The sequence below is a fragment of the Streptomyces abyssomicinicus genome (assembly GCF_008974245.1).
Classification (GTDB): domain Bacteria; phylum Actinomycetota; class Actinomycetes; order Streptomycetales; family Streptomycetaceae; genus Streptomyces; species Streptomyces abyssomicinicus.
Map to the genome: position 1 here is coordinate 324,157 of NZ_BBZI01000011.1, position 16,893 is coordinate 341,049.

At 73.2% G+C, this 16,893-nt stretch carries 10 protein-coding genes; 5 read left to right on the plus strand and 5 right to left on the minus strand.

Translation table 11 applies throughout. The features are described from left to right. Positions 1-3: 3 nt before the first annotated feature. Entirely contained in the window at positions 4-1,017 is a 1,014-nt protein-coding gene (locus GBN72_RS26780) for an acyl-CoA desaturase (RefSeq protein WP_151774468.1), read from the minus strand. Positions 1,018-1,345: 328 nt separating this feature from the next. Between GBN72_RS26780 and ppc the strand changes: the two genes are divergently transcribed. After that, a complete protein-coding gene (gene ppc / locus GBN72_RS26785; protein WP_151774469.1) occupies positions 1,346-4,078 on the plus strand; it encodes a phosphoenolpyruvate carboxylase in 2,733 nt (910 codons plus the stop codon). Positions 4,079-4,227: 149 nt separating this feature from the next. On the opposite strand, the gene GBN72_RS26790 is transcribed toward ppc, so the two are convergent. Further along, positions 4,228-6,822, minus strand: a complete 2,595-nt coding sequence (locus GBN72_RS26790) for an ABC transporter permease (RefSeq protein ID WP_151774470.1) — start codon at positions 6,820-6,822, stop codon at positions 4,228-4,230. Then, positions 6,819-7,637, minus strand: coding sequence for an ABC transporter ATP-binding protein (locus GBN72_RS26795; protein WP_151774471.1), 819 nt, complete (start codon positions 7,635-7,637; stop codon positions 6,819-6,821). Before GBN72_RS26795 ends, GBN72_RS26790 begins: the two co-directional genes overlap by 4 nt. A 488-nt stretch (positions 7,638-8,125) precedes the next feature. Between GBN72_RS26795 and GBN72_RS26800 the strand changes: the two genes are divergently transcribed. The 4 genes from GBN72_RS26800 to GBN72_RS26815 all read left to right on the plus strand — a co-directional run bounded on the left by GBN72_RS26800 (position 8,126) and on the right by GBN72_RS26815 (position 13,271). Further along, the gene (locus GBN72_RS26800) at positions 8,126-9,673 is read left to right on the plus strand and encodes an MFS transporter (RefSeq protein WP_151774472.1); all 1,548 of its coding nucleotides are present in this window, start codon (positions 8,126-8,128) and stop codon (positions 9,671-9,673) included. Between the two features lie 147 nt (positions 9,674-9,820). Continuing rightward, a complete protein-coding gene (locus GBN72_RS26805; RefSeq protein ID WP_176604110.1) occupies positions 9,821-10,384 on the plus strand; it encodes a DUF485 domain-containing protein in 564 nt (187 codons plus the stop codon). Positions 10,385-10,404: 20 nt separating this feature from the next. Next, a complete protein-coding gene (locus GBN72_RS26810; protein ID WP_174887215.1) occupies positions 10,405-11,976 on the plus strand; it encodes a sodium/solute symporter in 1,572 nt (523 codons plus the stop codon). Positions 11,977-12,317: 341 nt separating this feature from the next. Next, complete coding sequence (locus GBN72_RS26815) at positions 12,318-13,271, plus strand: TerC family protein (RefSeq protein WP_246212932.1); 954 nt, start codon at positions 12,318-12,320, stop codon at positions 13,269-13,271. Positions 13,272-13,371: 100 nt separating this feature from the next. Here the strand turns inward: GBN72_RS26815 and GBN72_RS26820 are convergent, their stop codons facing one another. After that, positions 13,372-15,711, minus strand: coding sequence for an SUKH-4 family immunity protein (locus GBN72_RS26820; protein WP_151774474.1), 2,340 nt, complete (start codon positions 15,709-15,711; stop codon positions 13,372-13,374). Positions 15,712-15,718: 7 nt separating this feature from the next. Next, positions 15,719-16,741, minus strand: a complete 1,023-nt coding sequence (locus tag GBN72_RS26825; protein WP_151774475.1) for an HNH endonuclease — start codon at positions 16,739-16,741, stop codon at positions 15,719-15,721. Positions 16,742-16,893: the final 152 nt, after the last annotated feature.

Below are 16,893 nucleotides of genomic sequence, written 5' to 3' on the forward strand. Positions count from 1 at the left end.
CAATCATGCCGCGTCGGCCGTGGCGCGGGCCCGGCGGGACCGTTCGGCGTCCGGATCACGCCGTGCGTCGATGCGCTCCGCGGAGGGCCAGCGGACGTCGTAGGCCCAGCCCAGCTGCTCGAACCAGCGGATGAAGCGGGCGGAGGAGTCGAGCTGTCCCTTGAACACGCCGTGGCGCGCGGAGGTGGGGTCGGCGTGGTGCAGGTTGTGCCAGGACTCGCCGCAGGAGAGGACGGCCAGCCACCAGACGTTGCCGGAGCGGTCCCGTGACTTGAAGGGGCGCTTGCCGGTGGCGTGGCAGATGGAGTTGATGGACCACGTCACGTGGTGCAGCAGGGCCACCCGTACGAGTGATCCCCAGAAGAACGCGGTGAAGGCGCCCCACCAGGACATGGTGACCAGACCGCCGACGATCGGCGGGATCGCCAGCGAGAGCACGGTCCAGCCGATGAACTGGCGGGAGATGGCGCGCAGCGCGGGGTCCTTGATGAGGTCGGGCGCGTACTTCTCCTGCGGGGTGCGCTCCTCGTCGAACATCCAGCCGATGTGGGCCCACCAGAGGCCCTTGACCAGGGCGGGGACGGTCTCGCCGTAGCGCCAGGGCGAGTGGGGGTCGCCCTCGGCGTCGGAGAACTTGTGGTGGCGGCGGTGGTCGGCCACCCAGCGGACCAGGGGACCTTCGACGGCCATGGAGCCCATGACGGCGAGCATGATCTTCAGCGGGCGCTTGGCCTTGAAGGAGCCGTGTGTGAAGTGCCGGTGGTACCCGATCGTCACACCGTGGCAGCCCCAGTAGTAGAAGAAGACCATCAGGCCCAGGTCGAGCCAGCTCACCCCCCAGCCCCAGGCCAGCGGCACGGCCGCCAGCAGGGCCGCGAACGGGACGACGATGAAGAGGAGCAGGGCGATCTGTTCGACCGAGCGCTTCTGCTCGCCACCCAGGGTGGCCTTGGGCAGGTCCTGTGGCGGCGAGGCGCGCCGCGAGTCTTCGTCGATCACTTCGGAGCTGGTCGTCATGGGCATCCCTCGAACGCGTGAGAACTGCTGAGAACGGCGGAGAGCTACTGATGAGTAGTGCCGAGGTGGCGGTGTCCTGCGATGTTGCGCTTCCTACGGTTCCGTAACCTACGGCAACGTAAGTATGTCAGCGGCTCGTCTCACGGCAAGAGCCGCTCGCCCGCGTGTGCCCTCGCTTGCCTATCCTTGAACCGGTCGGACAGCGCGGTCCGCTCCTCAATCAGTCTCTTCCCGGACGAACCGACCCCAAAAGCCGTGAACGGCCGCACGGGTGGCGCGCCCGGGTGCCCTGCCAGACAGAGCTTCACCGTTGCAAGGAGCCGCACCTGTGAGCAGTGTCGACGACCGGACCACCACCACGAGCAGCGAACTGCGGAGCGACATCCGCCGTCTGGGTGATCTCCTGGGCCAGACCCTGGTCCGCCAGGAAGGTCCTGAGCTGCTGGAACTCGTGGAGAAGGTCCGCAGACTGACCCGGGAGGACGGCGAGGCGGCTGCCGAGCTGCTCCGGGGCACCGAGCTGGAGACGGCCGCCAAGCTGGTACGTGCCTTCTCCACCTACTTCCACCTCGCGAACGTCACCGAGCAGGTGCACCGGGGGCGCGAACTGAGGGCGCGCCGGGCGGCGGAGGGCAGTCAGCTGGCCCGTACGGCGGACCGCCTGAAGGACGCGGACCCGGCCCACCTGCGGGAGACGGTGAGCAACCTCAACATCCGTCCGGTGTTCACGGCGCACCCGACGGAAGCCGCCCGCCGCTCGGTGCTGAACAAGCTGCGGCGGATCGCGCACCTGCTCGAGACGCCGGTCATCGAGGCGGACCGGCGCCGCCACGACACCCGGCTGGCCGAGAACATCGACCTGGTGTGGCAGACGGACGAGCTGCGCGTGGTGCGCCCGGAACCGGCCGACGAGGCGCGCAACGCCATCTACTACCTGGACGAGCTGCACGCCGGCCCGGTCGGCGACGTGCTGGAGGACCTGACCGCCGAGCTGGAGCGGATCGGTGTCGAACTCCCGGACGCGACGCGGCCGCTGACCTTCGGCACCTGGATCGGCGGTGACCGGGACGGCAACCCGAACGTCACCCCGCAGGTGACCTGGGACGTGCTGATCCTGCAGCACGAGCACGGCATCAACGACGCGCTGGAGCTCATCGACGACCTGCGCGGCTTCCTGTCCAACTCGATCCGCTACACCGGCGCCACCGACGAGCTGCTGGAGTCGCTGAAGCGGGACCTGGAGCTGCTGCACGAGATCAGCCCGCGCTACAAGCGGCTGAACGCCGAGGAGCCGTACCGGCTGAAGGCGACCTGCATCCGGCAGAAGCTGCTCAACACCAAGGAGCGGCTGGCCAAGGGCACGGCGCACGAGCCGGGCCGCGACTACCTGGGCACCGCGCAGCTGCTGGCCGACCTGGTGCTGATCCAGACCTCGCTGCGCGAGCACCGGGCGGGGCTGTTCGCGGACGGCCGGATGGACCGCACGATCCGCACGCTGTCGGCGTTCGGCCTCCAGCTCGCCACCATGGACGTGCGTGAGCACGCCGACGCCCACCACCACGCGCTGGGCCAGCTCTTCGACCGCCTCGGCGAGGAGTCCTGGCGGTACACGGACATGCCGCGGGACTACCGGTCGCGGCTGCTCGCCAAGGAACTGCGCTCGCGCCGCCCGCTGGCGCCGAGCCCGGCCCCGCTGGACAAGGCGGGCACCAAGACGCTGGGCACCTTCGACACCGTCAAGCGGGCCCTGGACGTCTTCGGCCCGGAGGTCATCGAGTCGTACATCATCTCGATGTGCCAGGGCGCGGACGACGTCTTCGCGGCGGCGGTGCTGGCCCGTGAGGCCGGGCTGCTGGACCTGCACGCCGGCTGGGCGAAGATCGGCATCGTGCCGCTGCTGGAGACCACCGACGAGCTGAAGGCCGCGGACACGATCCTCGACGACATGCTCTCCGACCCGTCCTACCGGCGCCTGGTGGCGCTGCGGGGCGACGTCCAGGAGGTCATGCTGGGCTACTCGGACTCCTCGAAGTTCGGCGGCATCACCACCAGCCAGTGGGAGATCCACCGCGCCCAGCGGCGGCTGCGCGACGTGGCGCACCGGCACGGGGTGCGGCTGCGGCTCTTCCACGGCCGGGGCGGCACGGTGGGCCGCGGCGGCGGCCCGTCGCACGACGCGGTCCTGGCGCAGCCGTGGGGCACGCTCGAGGGCGAGATCAAGGTGACCGAGCAGGGCGAGGTCATCTCCGACAAGTACCTGGTGCCGTCGCTGGCCCGGGAGAACCTCGAGCTGACGGTGGCGGCGACGCTCCAGGCGTCCGCGCTGCACACCGCGCCGCGGCAGTCGGTGGAGGCGCTGGCCCGCTGGGACGCGGCGATGGAGGTCGTCTCCGACGCCGCGCACGTGGCGTACCGGAAGCTGGTCGAGGACCCGGACCTGCCGGCCTACTTCTTCGCCTCCACCCCGGTGGACCAGCTGGCCGACCTGCACCTGGGCTCGCGGCCCTCGCGCCGTCCCGACGCGGGCGGCGGCCTGGACTCGCTGCGGGCGATCCCGTGGGTGTTCGGCTGGACCCAGTCCCGGCAGATCGTCCCCGGCTGGTTCGGCGTCGGCTCCGGTCTGAAGGCGCTGCGCGAGGCCGGTCTGGACACGGTCCTGGAGGAGATGCACCAGGAGTGGCACTTCTTCCGGAACTTCGTCTCCAACGTGGAGATGACGCTGGCCAAGACGGACCTGCGGATCGCCTCGCTGTACGTCGACACGCTGGTGCCGGACGAGCTGAAGCACGTCTTCGACGTGATCCGGGCCGAGCACGAGCTCACGGTGGCGGAGGTGCTGCGGGTCACCGGGGAGTCCGAGCTGCTGGACGCAAACCCGGTGCTGAAGCAGACCTTCGCGATCCGTGACGCGTACCTCGACCCGATCTCCTACCTCCAGGTCACGCTGCTCAAGCGGCAGCGGGACGCGGCGGCGTCGGGCGAGGAGGTCGACCCGCTGCTGTCGCGGGCCCTCCTGCTCACCGTCAACGGCGTGGCCGCCGGCCTGCGCAACACCGGCTGACGCCGCTCCTCCACCGCACGGCGCCCCCGCCCGGCCCAGGCCCGGCGGGGGCGCCGTCGTGCGGGGGCGGAAGGGGCCCGGGGCGCACCTCGTGTGCGGACAGGCCCCGCCCGGGTCCGGGCGGGGCCTGGTGGAGGCGGCGGGAGGGGTCACTCCGTGGCGATGGCGCCGAGGACGTTCATACGGCCGGCGCGGTAGGCGGGGGCGAGGGCGGCGAGCAGGCCCACCACCGCCGACCCGGCGAAGACGCCGAGGATCGTCGGCCACGGCACCTCCAGCACCGTGAGCCCCTCCAGCGCGAGGAGCTGCTGCGCGGCCGTGCCCCAGCCCATGCCCAGGCCGAGCCCCAGCAGCGCGCCGAAGAGCGCGATGACCACGGACTCCAGCCGGATCATCCGCCGCAGCTGCCGCCGGGAGAGCCCGATGGCCCGCATCAGGCCGATCTCCCGGGTGCGCTCGACGACCGACAGGGCGAGCGTGTTGACCACCCCGAGGACGGCGACGATCACCGCGAGCGCGAGCAGCGCGTAGACGATGTTGAGCATCTGTCCGATCTGGTCCTGGAGCGCCTCCTTGTAGTCGGTCTGGTCCATGACCTGGTACTGCGGGTAGTCGTCGAGGGCGGCCTTGACGGCGGTGTACGCCGCGTCCTCCTGGCCGTCCTCGGCGCCGGCGAAGACCATGGCGTCCAGCGGCATCTTCTCCGCCGGGATGTACTTCGCCGCGGTGTCGATGGAGAGGTAGAGGGCGCCCTTGTCGACGGTGACCTCGTCGCTGGTGATGGCGCGGACGGTCAGGGTGCCGGTCTCGCCGCCGGGGAAGCCGACCTTCACCTCGGAGCCGATGGTGAGGCCGTACTTCTCGGCGAAGTCGCCGAAGACGGACATGGAGTCGGGCCGGTAGGCGTCGGCGAGGTCGCCGGCCTCGGTGTCGGTCCGCAGGTCCTGCGCGTACGACGGGTCGGCGGCGTTGAGCCACTCCTTCTCCGCGACGCGGCCGTCGGGCATGGTGAGCGTGGCGTCGGGGAGCAGCTTGTACTCGGTGACCCGGTCGACGCCCTCGGCGTCGCGGACGGCGTCGACGGCCTGCGGGGTGATCAGCTGGCCGCCGGGCGACTGGATGATGAAGTCGGTGCCGACGGTCTTGTCGAGCTGGTCGGTGGCGGAGGCCACCATGGAGGAGCCGACGACGGAGAGGCAGGCGACCAGCGCCAGCCCGATCATCAGGGCGGCCCCGGTCGCGCCGGTCCGGCGCGGGTTGCGCAGCGCGTTGCGCTCCGCCATGCGTCCGACGGGCCCGAAGAGCCGTAGCACGAGCAGCCCCAGGACCCGGACGACCCCGGAGGCGAGGACGGGTCCGACGACGATGAACCCGACGAGCGTGGTGACGATGCCCAGGCCGAGCCACTGGGAGCCGGTCCCGGCGGCGTCGGCGCGGGTGGTGGCGTAGAGCGCGGCGGCCCCGGCGAGGGTGAGGACGGTGCCGACGGCGAGCCGGATGCGTCCGGCGCGGGTGTCGGCGGGCATGCCGGGGTCGCGCAGCGCGGCCATCGGGGAAACCTTGGAGGCGCGTCGGGCGGGCAGGTAGGCGGCGACCAGGGTGACCACGACGCCGAGCACGACGCCCGCGACGGGCGTGGTCCAGGCGATGGTGAGGTCGTCGGTGGAGAGGTTCATGCCCATGGCGCCCATGGCTTCCATGAGCAGGACGGCGAGGCCGATACCGGCGCCCACGCCGAGGGCTGATCCGACGACGCCGAGGATCAGGGCTTCGGCGAGCACGGTCTGGTTCACCTGCTTCCGGGACGAGCCGACGGCGCGCATCAGGCCGATCTCCCGGGTGCGCTGGGTGACGAGCATCGAGAAGGTGTTGAAGATGAGGAAGACGCCGACCATCGCGGCCAGCAGGGCGAAGCCGAGCATCGCGTACTTCATGACGTCGAGGACCCCGGCGAAGTCGGCGGAGGCCGCGTCGCCGAACTCGTCGGCGGTGAGGATCTTGTAGCCGCCGCCCGCCGCCGCGGTGCCGGCGAGGGCGGCGGTGACGGACTTCTTCACCTGCTCGTCGGTGTGGCCGTCGGCGGCCGTCACGTAGACGTCGGTGAAGACGTCCTTCTCGCCGATCAGGGTCTGCTGGGCGGTGGGCGTGTCGAAGTAGAAGACCGCGGCGCCGGGGTTGGTGACGGTGAAGGCGGCGACGCCGCTGATCTCCGCCGTGTGGGTGCCGTTGACGTTGATGACGGAGACGGTGTCGCCGAGGGCGAGGCCGTGCTTGTCGGCGGTGTCGGCGTCGACCATCACCTGGCCGGAGCCGCGGGGCGCCGCCCCGTCGGCGATCTCCATGGTGCGGGCGTCGAAGTCCGTCCAGTTGCCGACGATGGTGGGCGCGCCGCTGGTGGGGGAGAGGCTCTCCTTGTCGGCGTCGACGACGGTGACGTTGGTGGAGAAGACCGCGCCCTCGGCGGAGGCGACGCCTTCGGCGCGCTCGATGTCCGCGACGACGGCGGCGGGCAGCACGGGTGGTTTGCCGGTGCTGGAGGCGTTCTCGGCGTCGGCGCCCTCGGGGCTGACGGTGACGTCGGCGGAGGTGGTGGCGAAGAGCTTGTCGAAGGTGGTGTTCATCGTGTCGGTGAACACCAGGGTTCCGCAGACGAAGGCCACGGAGAGCAGGACGGCGATGCCGGAGAGCGCCATCCGTCCCTTGTGGGCGAGGAAGCCGCGGACGGCGTTGCGGGTGGTGCTCATGAGGTGCGCCCCCGGGTGCCGGAGGAGGGGGTCTGGGAGTGTCCCCCGGAGAAGCGCAGCATCCGGTCCAGGACGGCTTCGGCGGTGGGGGTGCGCATCTCGTCGACGATGCGGCCGTCGGCGAGGTAGACGACGCGGTCGGCGTAGGAGGCGGCGACCGGGTCGTGGGTGACCATGACGATGGTCTGGCCGAAGTCGTCGACGGAGCGGCGCAGGAAGCCGAGGATCTCGGCGCCGGCCCGGGAGTCGAGGTTTCCGGTCGGCTCGTCGCCGAAGATGATCTGCGGCCGGGACGCGAGGGCGCGGGCGACGGCGACGCGCTGCTGCTGGCCGCCGGAGAGCTGGGCGGGGCGGTGCTTGAGGCGGCCGGAGAGGCCGACGGTCTCGACGACCTGGTCCAGCCACGCCTGGTCCGGCTTCCGGCCAGCGATGTCGAGGGGGAGGGTGATGTTCTCCAGGGCGTTGAGGGTGGGGACGAGGTTGAACGCCTGGAAGACGAATCCGACCTGGTCGCGGCGGAGCTGGGTGAGCTTCTTGTCCTTGAGGCCGGTCACCTCGGTGTCGTCGAGGAAGATCTGGCCGGAGGTGACGGTGTCGAGTCCGGCGAGGCAGTGCATCAGGGTCGACTTGCCGGAGCCGGAGGGACCCATGATGGCGGTGAACTCGCCGCGCATCAGGTCGATGTCGATGCTGTCGAGGGCGACGACGCGGGTCTCTCCGGAGCCGTAGGCCTTGACGACCTGCCGCGCCCGCGCGGCGACGGCCGATGTCCTCCCGGTACCCCCGGACTTGGGGATGGTCACAGCCGAAGTCACGGTGCTTCTCCTTTTCAGGTGAACGGTGTTCGGTGAACGGTGCGTGGAACGTCCGGACCGTGGCCGGTGCAGGACGGGTGGTGCGGTGTGCGGCGGAGCGTGCGCCCGGGTGCGTGGGCGCGCCGGCACGGCGTGCGGTGTGCCGCGGTGCGCACGGGTGCGGTGACCTCCCCCGCCGGGCGCCGCGCCGTGCCGTGCCGACGCATCGAGTCTTCTCGGCCGAGGGGCGGGGCGCGATGGTGCACGGTGCAGTTGTCGGCGGGGGGTAAACCCCACCGCCGCTGGTGCCGTCCGCCTCCCCCCTGGGCGTGTGAACAGGCTAGGGAGCGGGAGCCGACGGCCGCGTCGTCCGGCGGGTGGAGGCACCCCGGACGGCGCCTACGGCGGTTCCCCTAGGGGGAGTTGGCCTCAGGGAGGAGGCTTCTCGGGGTTCGGTACGCCCTGCCGCGCGGGCCGGTCGTGGTGCCAAGCTGTACCCCGGCGGACAGATGTATGGGGAAGGGATTCTGGTGGCCAGGACGGGGCTTCGCGCGGCGGACGCCGGGACGGCGACGGCCGCCGCCACGCGGCGGGGCCCGGTGGTGGCGGCGCTGATGCTGGCCATGGCGCTGGTGGCGCTGGACTCGACCGTGGTCGCCACGGCCGTCCCGCAGATCGTGGGGGACCTGGGGGGCTTCGCGTACTTCTCCTGGCTGTTCTCGGGCTACCTGCTGGCGGTCACCGTCACCCTTCCGGTGTACGGCAAGCTGTCCGACACCTTCGGCCGCAAGCCGGTCCTGATCGCGGGGGCGGTGCTCTTCCTGCTGGGGTCGCTGCTGAGCGGGCTGGCCTGGGACATGGGCTCGCTGATCGCCTTCCGCGTGGTCCAGGGGCTCGGCGGCGGCGCGTTGCAGGGCACCGTGCAGACGCTGGCGGCGGATCTGTTCCCGCTGCGGGAGCGGCCGAGGATCCAGGCGCGGCTGTCGACGGTGTGGGCGATGTCGGCGGTCGCCGGGCCGGGCGTCGGAGGGCTGCTGGCGGCGTACGCCGGGTGGCGGTGGATCTTCCTCGTCAACCTGCCGGTCGGCGCGCTGGCGCTGTGGATGATCGTGCGCCATCTGCGGGAACCGCGGAAGGCGGCGGCCGGCGCCGCGCCGCGGCCGCCGGTCGACTGGGCGGGAGCGCTGGCGATCTTCGCCTGTGCCGGGACGGTGCTGACGGCGCTGGTGCAGGGCGGGGTGGCGTGGCCGTGGCTCTCGGCGCCGTCGCTGCTGCTGTTCGGGGCGGGGCTGGTGCTCGCGGCGCTGGTGGTGGTGATCGAGCGGCGGGCCGCGGATCCGGTGATCCCGGGCTGGGTGTGGCGGCGCCGCACGATCGCGGCGGTCAACCTGTCGCTGGGGGCGATGGGCCTGCTGATGGTGGCGCCGACGGTGTTCCTGCCGACGTACGCGCAGGGCGTGCTCGGCCTGGAGCCGGTGGCGGCCGGGTTCGTGATGTCGGTGTGGACGTTGACCTGGCCGGTGTCGGCGGCGCTCAGCCAGCACCTGTACCGCAGGATCGGCTTCCGCGACACGGGGCTGGTCGGGATCGGGGTGACGGCGCCGGCGCTCGGCGCGTTCCAGCTGCTGCCCTACCCGGGGTCGGTGTGGCAGCCGGTGTTGCTGATGGCGGTGGTGGGGGCGGGACTCGGGCTGTTCTCGGCGCCGCTGCTGGTGGGCGTGCAGTCGACGGTGGGCTGGTCGGAGCGGGGCACGACGACGGCGTCGGTGCTGTTCTGCCGGCAGACGGGGCAGACCGTGGGGGCCTCGCTGTTCGGCGCGGTGGCCAACGGCGTGCTCGCGTCACGGCTGGGCGGTGGCGACCTGGACGCGGTGACCCGGGCGCTCGACACGGGTGCGGGGGTGCCGGAGGCGACGGGCCGGGCCCTCGCGGCGGCCACGCAGGCCGTGTACCTGGGCGCCGCCGTGGCGGCGGTGGTGGCGTTCGTGGTGCTGCTGACCCTGGCGCCGCGGCGCTTCCCTGTGCCGGCGACCAGTGCGGAGGCTCCCGGGGAGTGAGCCCGCACCGTTCCGGTCCCCACCGGGCGTCCGCCGGGTGAAACCACTGCGACGGCGGCGGGCGCGTCGGTAGCTTGCGTGGGCTCGTCCACCCCCCTCTCCCTGCGGCCCCTTCCCAGGGGTCCTGAGCCTCGCAAGGAGCACGGGATGTCCTACGACCCGTATCCGTCGTACCAGGCACCACCACCACCCCCCCCTCCGCCCCCGTCGCCGTCGCCGTCCCCGTCACCGTCCCCGGGCCGCCGTGTCGCCCCGCCCGGTGAGCACTTCCCCCTGCCCGGCGGGCATGTCCCCGCGTACGGCGAGTACTTTCCCCCGCCCGGCGGGCAGTTCCCCCCGCCCGGGGCCCGGTTCCCCGGGCCGGGTGGGCAGCTCCCGGCGCACGACGAGGTGTTCCACCCGTTCGACGCGCAGCCGGCGCCCCGGCGGCACGCCGTCGACCTGGAGCCGCTGCGCGCCGCCTACCGCGGGCAGCGGCGCGTCGCCGGCCTCACCCTGCTGGGCTTCTTCGCGCTGTACGTCCTGCTGACGGTGTTCGCCCCGTCGCTGGCGGACGCCCGGCCCGGTGGCGGCCTCAGCCTGGGACTGCTGCTCGCCCTGCTCCAGCTCCCGTTGACCATGCTCGCCCTGTTCGCCCACGAGCACACCGCGCGCCGACGGGTCGACCCCCTGGTGGACCGCGTCCGGGCACCGCGGGGGGAGGCATCGTGAACGACTTCTCCGCCCACTCGATGTCCCTGGTCGCCTTCTGCGCCGTCGCCTCGATCACGCTGCTGCTCTGCGTCATGACCGGGCCCGACCGGGACGACCTCCAGGAGTTCTACACGGGCTACGGCGTCCTCACCCCGTTCCGCAACGGCATGGCGATCGCGGGCGACTACATCTCCGCGGCCACCGCGCTCGGCACCTGCGGACTGGTGGCGTTCTTCGGCTACGACGGGATGCTGCTGGCGCTCAGCACCGCGCTGTCGATGATGCTGCTGATGCTGTTGCTGGCCGAACCGCTGCGCAACACCGGCAAGTTCACCATGGGCGACGTGCTGGCCCGGCGCACCGCCTCCCGGTCCGTGCGGATCACGACGTGCGTGGTGACGATCGTGTCGCTGATCCCGATGATGCTGGTGCAGCTCGCCGGGGCCGGACAGCTCATGTCGTTCATCCTCGGCTTCGACAGCGAGGCCCTGGAGACCGGCATGGTGATCGGCCTGGGTGTGCTGATGATCAGCTACGCGGCGATCGGCGGGATGAAGGGCACCGCGTTCATCCAGCTCCTCAAGATCTTCGCCCTGCTGGGCTCCGGGGTCATGGTCTGCGGGGTGCTCCTGGCCCGGTACGACGGCGATCCGGGAGCGCTGTTCGACGCGGCGGCGGCCCGCAGCGGCATCGGCGACGCCTTCCTGAGCACCGGCGTGGAGTTCGCGGGTCATCCGTTCCCCCGGCTCGACATGCTGTCGATCCACGTCTCGATCCTGCTGGGCGCGGCGGTGCTGCCCCACATCACCATGCGCATGTTCACCGCGGAGAACGCGCGGCAGGTGCGGCGGTCGATGTCCTGGGCGGTCTCCTCGGTGACGCTGTTCTCGCTGATCGTCGTCGTGGTCGGGTTCGGAGCGGTGGCGCTGGTCGGGCGGGGCCCGATCGCGGCGGCGGACCCGCAGGGCAACACCACCTTCCTGCTGGGCTCCCGTGCGGCGCTGGGCGCCGACGAGTCGTACCTGGCGGCGCTGCTGTTCACCACGGTGACCACGGCGGTGTTCCTCACCCTGCTGTCCTCGGTGGCCGGCATGATCCTGGCCTGCGCCAACTCGATCGCGCACGACGTGTTCGCCGGGCGGGGGCGGCCGGGTGCGCGCCGGGAGGTGACGGTGGCGCGGACGGCCGCGCTCGCGGTGGGCGTCGCGGCGATCGTCCTGGCCACCCTGGTCCAGCACCGGAACCTCCAGCCGCTGGTGACGCTGTCGATCAGCCTGGGCGCGTCGGCGATCGCGCCCGCGCTGGTCTACAGCCTGTTCTGGCGGCGGTACACCCGGCGCGGGGTGCTGTGGACCCTGATCGGAGGCTCGGCAGCGGTGCTCCTGCTCACGCCGTTCACCAACCTGGTCTCCGGCTATCCCAACTCGGCCCTGCCGGAACACCACTTCAACTGGTTCCCGTTCACCACGACCGGCCTGGTGACGATCCCGCTGGGCTTCGCCCTCGGCTGGCTGGGGACGGTGACCTCGGGCCGCCGCGAGGTGCGGGAGCAGGAGCGGCGGTACGCGGAGCTGGAGCCGCGCATCCTGGCGGGCGTCGACTCCCGGTAGGCCGGCTCCGGGCGGTGGCCGTGCGCGCGGCCGCCGTGCGCGCCGCGCCACCCGTCGGCCGCGCCACCCGTCGGCCGCGCCACCCGCCGGCCGCGTCGCCGCCGGGCGTGCCGGGCGGGGCCATGCTCGTGAAACCTCGCGCGCGGTGGGCCGTCGTGGATAACCGGGCGGCACGGGCGGCGTAGAACGGGGCGTGATCACCGACGACGCCGCGCGGGACCGCGTCCGCCCGCCGCCCCGCGCGGCGGGCGCCGCGTCCACGCGGTCGCCCCACCGGCCCGGAGGGCCCCGCGGGTGCCCCCGCTCCGACCACGACTCCCGCTGCTGGAGGAACTCCCGCGATGAATGACCTGTCGTTCACCGTCCCGCCGTGGGCCTGGGCCGCCGTCACCGCCGGCATCTGCGTGATGCTCGCCGTCGACCTGATCGCCCACCGCGACAACCACGTGATCGGCTTCCGCGAGGCCGCTCTCTGGAGCGGCCTGTGGATCGCCATCGGGCTCGGCTTCGGCCTCGTCCTCTGGGCGTGGCAGGGCGGGGAGGTGTCGTCCACCTACTTCGCCGGCTACCTCATCGAGAAGGCACTGTCGATCGACAACGTCTTCGTCTTCGCGCTGGTCTTCTCGTTCTTCGCGGTCCCCGACGCCTACCACCACAAGGTCCTCTTCTGGGGCGTCCTCGGCGCGCTGGCGGCCCGGCTGGTGTTCATCTTCGTCGGCGCCGAACTGCTGCGGGTGTTCTTCTGGACCGCCTACGTGTTCGGCGCGTTCCTGATCTGGACCGGCTGGAAGATGGCCGTCTCCAAGAACGAGGAGGTCCACCCCGACCGCAACCCCGTGGTCCGCCTGTTCAGGAAACTCATCCCCACCGATCCCACGTTCCACGGCGACAGGTTCCTCGTCCGGGTGAACGGCAGGCGGGTGGCGACGCTGCTGCTGGTGGTCCTGGTCGCGGTCGAGGCGACCGACCTGATCTTCGCCATCGACTCCGTCGCCGCCGTCCTGGCCATCACCACCAACACCTTCCTGGTGTGGACCGCCAACGCCTTCGCCGTGCTGGGGCTGCGCAGCCTGTACTTCTGCCTCGCCGGACTCCTGCGCCGCTTCGCCTACCTCCACTACGGCCTCGCGGTCCTCCTGGCCTTCGCGGGAGTCAAGCTCATCCTGTCCGAGACCCCCGTCGGCAAGCTCCCCATCCCGCTCACCCTCGGCGTCATCGCGGTGACCATCACCGTGTCCATCGCCTGGTCGCTCATCGCCACCCGCGGCCGGCCGGCTGACGGAGGGACCGGCTAGAGCGGCGCCGGCGCCGCCCGGGGGCCCCGCCCGGAAACGCCGCGGGGGCGGAGGAGCGGATCCTCCGCCCCCCGGGGCGTGCGTCAGGCGCTGCGGACGGTCAGAGCAGGCCGTCCCAGAACTGCTCCAGCAGGACCGACCACCAGCTCTCCGGCGACGCCAGCGCCGCCGGGTCGAGCGCGGCGAGCTGGGCCTGGAAGTCCACCGTCCAGCGCGCCGCCTGCTCCTGGTTGAGCCCGAACCGCAGCGGCCACATGCGGCCCAGCAGCGCCAGGCAGCGCGCGAACTCGGGCAGCCCGGTGTTCACGAACTGCGGCGGCACCGGGGCCCCGCCCGGTCCGGCCTCCACCGGCACCGCGACGATGTGCGCGGTGCCGTACTGCACGCAGATCGCCCTGCCGAAGTCGCTGCCCATCACCAGGTACGACCCGGCGTCGGAGGCCGGCTGCACGCCGCGCTCCTGCGCCAGCTCGGCCAGCGTCGGCACCGGCCGTCCCGGCTGGGCCTGCGCCCAGAAGAACGGGCCCAGGTCGAACGGCAGCCCGGCCACCACCAGGGTGTGGGCGACCACCGGCGGCACGCCCTGCCGGGACACCGCCGCCTGGTCGAAGCGGAACACGCCCGGCCCGAACACCGCCGCCAGCTCGTGGGCGACGCCCTCCGGCGGCACCGGCGGGAGCGGCTGCACCGGCGGCAGCGGCGCCCGCACCGGGCCGGGCCGGGCCGGGCCGTCCGCGACCTGGTGCAGCTCGCCCTGGTGGGCCAGCAGCTGCGCGATGCCCTGCTGCCGGCTCGCCTGGTCCTGGCCGTAGGGGGCGATGGAGGTGATCCGGGCCTGCGGCCACTGCTCGCGGATCATCCGCGCGCAGTACGCGCCCGGGAGCGAGCAGGACTCCAGCTCGGTGTGCAGCTCCAGCACCTGGTTCTGCGGCACGTTCATCGCGCGCAGCTCGTGGAAGATCTGCCACTCCGGGTGCGGAAGGCCCGGCGCGCTCCGGCGGATCAGCTGGTGCTCGGAGCCGTCCGGGGCGCGGTAGCGCAGCACGGCCTGGTAGCCCGGGCCGACCATCGGCTGCTGGGGCTGCTGCGGATACCCGTACGCGGGCGGCACGCCGGGCGCGCCCGGCGCCGCCGGGGGCGGCGGCACGGCGCCCGGAGGGGGCACCGGGCCGGGTGCCGAGGGCTGCACCGGGGGGCCGGAGGGCGGCGCGAACATGGTCTCCGCGTGGTGCACACCGCCCGGGGCGGCCGGCGGCGGGGGTGGGGGCGTCGCCGTGCCGCCGCCCGGTGCGGCGGGCGGCGGGGGCGGGGGCGGCGGAGGCGTGGAGCCGCCGGACGACGGGTCGGCCAGCATGGTGACCGCGTGGTGCATCCCGCCGCCCTGCGAGCCGCCCGGGCCGCCGGGCGTTCCCGGCGCGCCGGGCGGGGCCGGGGTGTCCGGGCCGCCGGGGGCGTCGGGCCCCTGAGGACCGAGCGAGGAGACCATCTGGGTCGGCACGTACCCGAGCGAGTCGCCTCCCGACGCGGGTGCGGCCGGGCCCGGCGGGGGCGGCGGCGGAGGCGGCGGGGTGGCACCGGTGCCGGGACGGCGCGGCGGCGCGGCCTTGGCGGTCGCGGCGTCCGCGATGTCCCCGGCGTTGGCCGGCAGCGGCCGGGGCGGTACGGCCGGCTGCGGCGGCTGGTGCGCCGCGGGCGGCTGCGGGGCGGGCGGCTGGGCGGCGGCCGACTGGGCGGCGGGCGCCGGCGACTGGGCCTCCGGCGGCACCGGGGTCATCCGGGTGGGGGGCAGCGCGCTGCCGCCGTGCATGAGCGCGGTCGGCGCGTCCGCCCCGCCGGGGAGGCTCTCCAGGCCCTCGGCCACCGGCGGCGCGAACACCGTGTGCGGCAGCGGCACCGACCGGTCGTCCTCGGCCTGGGCCGTGGTGTCGGTCCCCTCCCACGGTGTGGCCCCCGCGGGAGGGGGCGACGGCACGGCGGGCGGCGGCGTGGCGGGCACGGCGGGCGGCGGGGCGGCGGGCGGCGGCGTGGCGTCGCGGCCGGCCGGGGCACCGTCCCGCTGGTCCGGGATGCCCATCCGGTCGGCCGCGTCCTGGAGCCACTGCGGCGGGGTGAGCAGGAACGACGTCTGGTTCAGGTCGACCCGCGCGGGCGCGGGGGGCTGCGGCGCGGGCGTCGCGTCCTGGCGTCCGTACAGCTCCTCGTAGCGGCGGACGACCTCGCCCACCGCCAGCCCCGGCCACAGCGTGGCCTCGCCGCTGTCGCGGGCGATCACCAGCCGCTGCGCGCCGCCGTCGGAACGCGGGCCGTCGGCCCGGTCCTCGGCCCACACCACGAAGCCCAGCTCGAACTCGCGTACCCGCACCTCACGGTGCTGGTACGCGGGCACGTCGCCGTTGATCCATTCCTCGCCGCGCTCCTGCGCCTGCGCGAAGGTCACCATCGGCCGTTCACTCCCCTGTCCGGCCCGACACCGGCACCGCGCGCGCGAAACCGCCGTCCACCATCAGATTCGCCACCGTCTCCAGCTCGGGCGGGCTGCCCGCGAGCCGGCCGAGGAACGCGTCGAAGTCCTCGCCGCAGGGCAGCAGCAGCCGCTCCACCCGCTCGGCCGGGGACCACGACGGGTCCGCGTCGCGCACGTCGTCGTAGGCGCAGAACCACACCGAGCCGCGCCGCTCGCCCTTGACCTTCACCGCGAGGATGCCGCCCTGGAGGAACGCCACCCCCAGGTAGTCCTTGGTGAGGTGGTCGCGCAGGCACTTGTTGACGTACACCAGGTCGTTGACCGCCGCCTCGTCGCGGACGGTGAGGAACGGCTGGTCGACCAGCAGGCCCAGCTCGGCGTCGAGCGCGGTGCCCGCGGGGGCGCAGCCACCGGCCGCCTTCAGGAACGCGCGGTAGGCGCCGGGCAGCTGGTAGCCGAGCTCCTCCTCCACGGCCTGCACCTGGTGCTCGGTCACCGCGACGGAGTTCTTGGGGAGCCGGAAGTGCGCGGGCCGGGTGTCCTGGAGCGGGCGGGTGCCGCGCTTGCCGTGCTCCACGGCCGTCGTGGAGATGCCGCCGTGGTGCCGCAGCAGCGCCTTCACCTCGACCGGGACCAGCTCCAGGCGCCGCGTGCGCGGGACGTGGTGCCAGGTCCAGCCGTGCGGCGTGGCCACCGGCGGGATCGTGTCCCACAGCGGGTGCCCGGTCGCGGCCAGCGCGGCGTTGGCGGAGACGTGGTCCGTCAGCCGCAGCTCGTCGACGCCGAATCCTTCCGGCGGGTCGGCGATCTCGGCGGCCGCCCGGGCGTAGGGCGAGAAGTCCGGGTAACCGTGTTCGTCGACCCTCACGCCCGCCGGGTGCCGGGCGGCGCGGACGGGGTCGGGAAAGTGCACGACCTGTCCGGCGTAGGCAGCGTTCGGCGGCGCGGGTCGTCCTCCGGTCCCGTGGCCGGGAGAGACCCCCAGCCCGAGCCCACCTGTTGTCATGGCGGTTGCCCCCTGCGGCGTTCCGGCGGCCGGTGAAGCCGCGCTCTCCCATACTGTCGACCACCGCGTGGGTGGCGGTTCCCGACAGACTATGCGGTGCCGCGCGCGGTGGTCATCGCGCGTCCGGATGTGTGATCCGGCATCCGGATGTG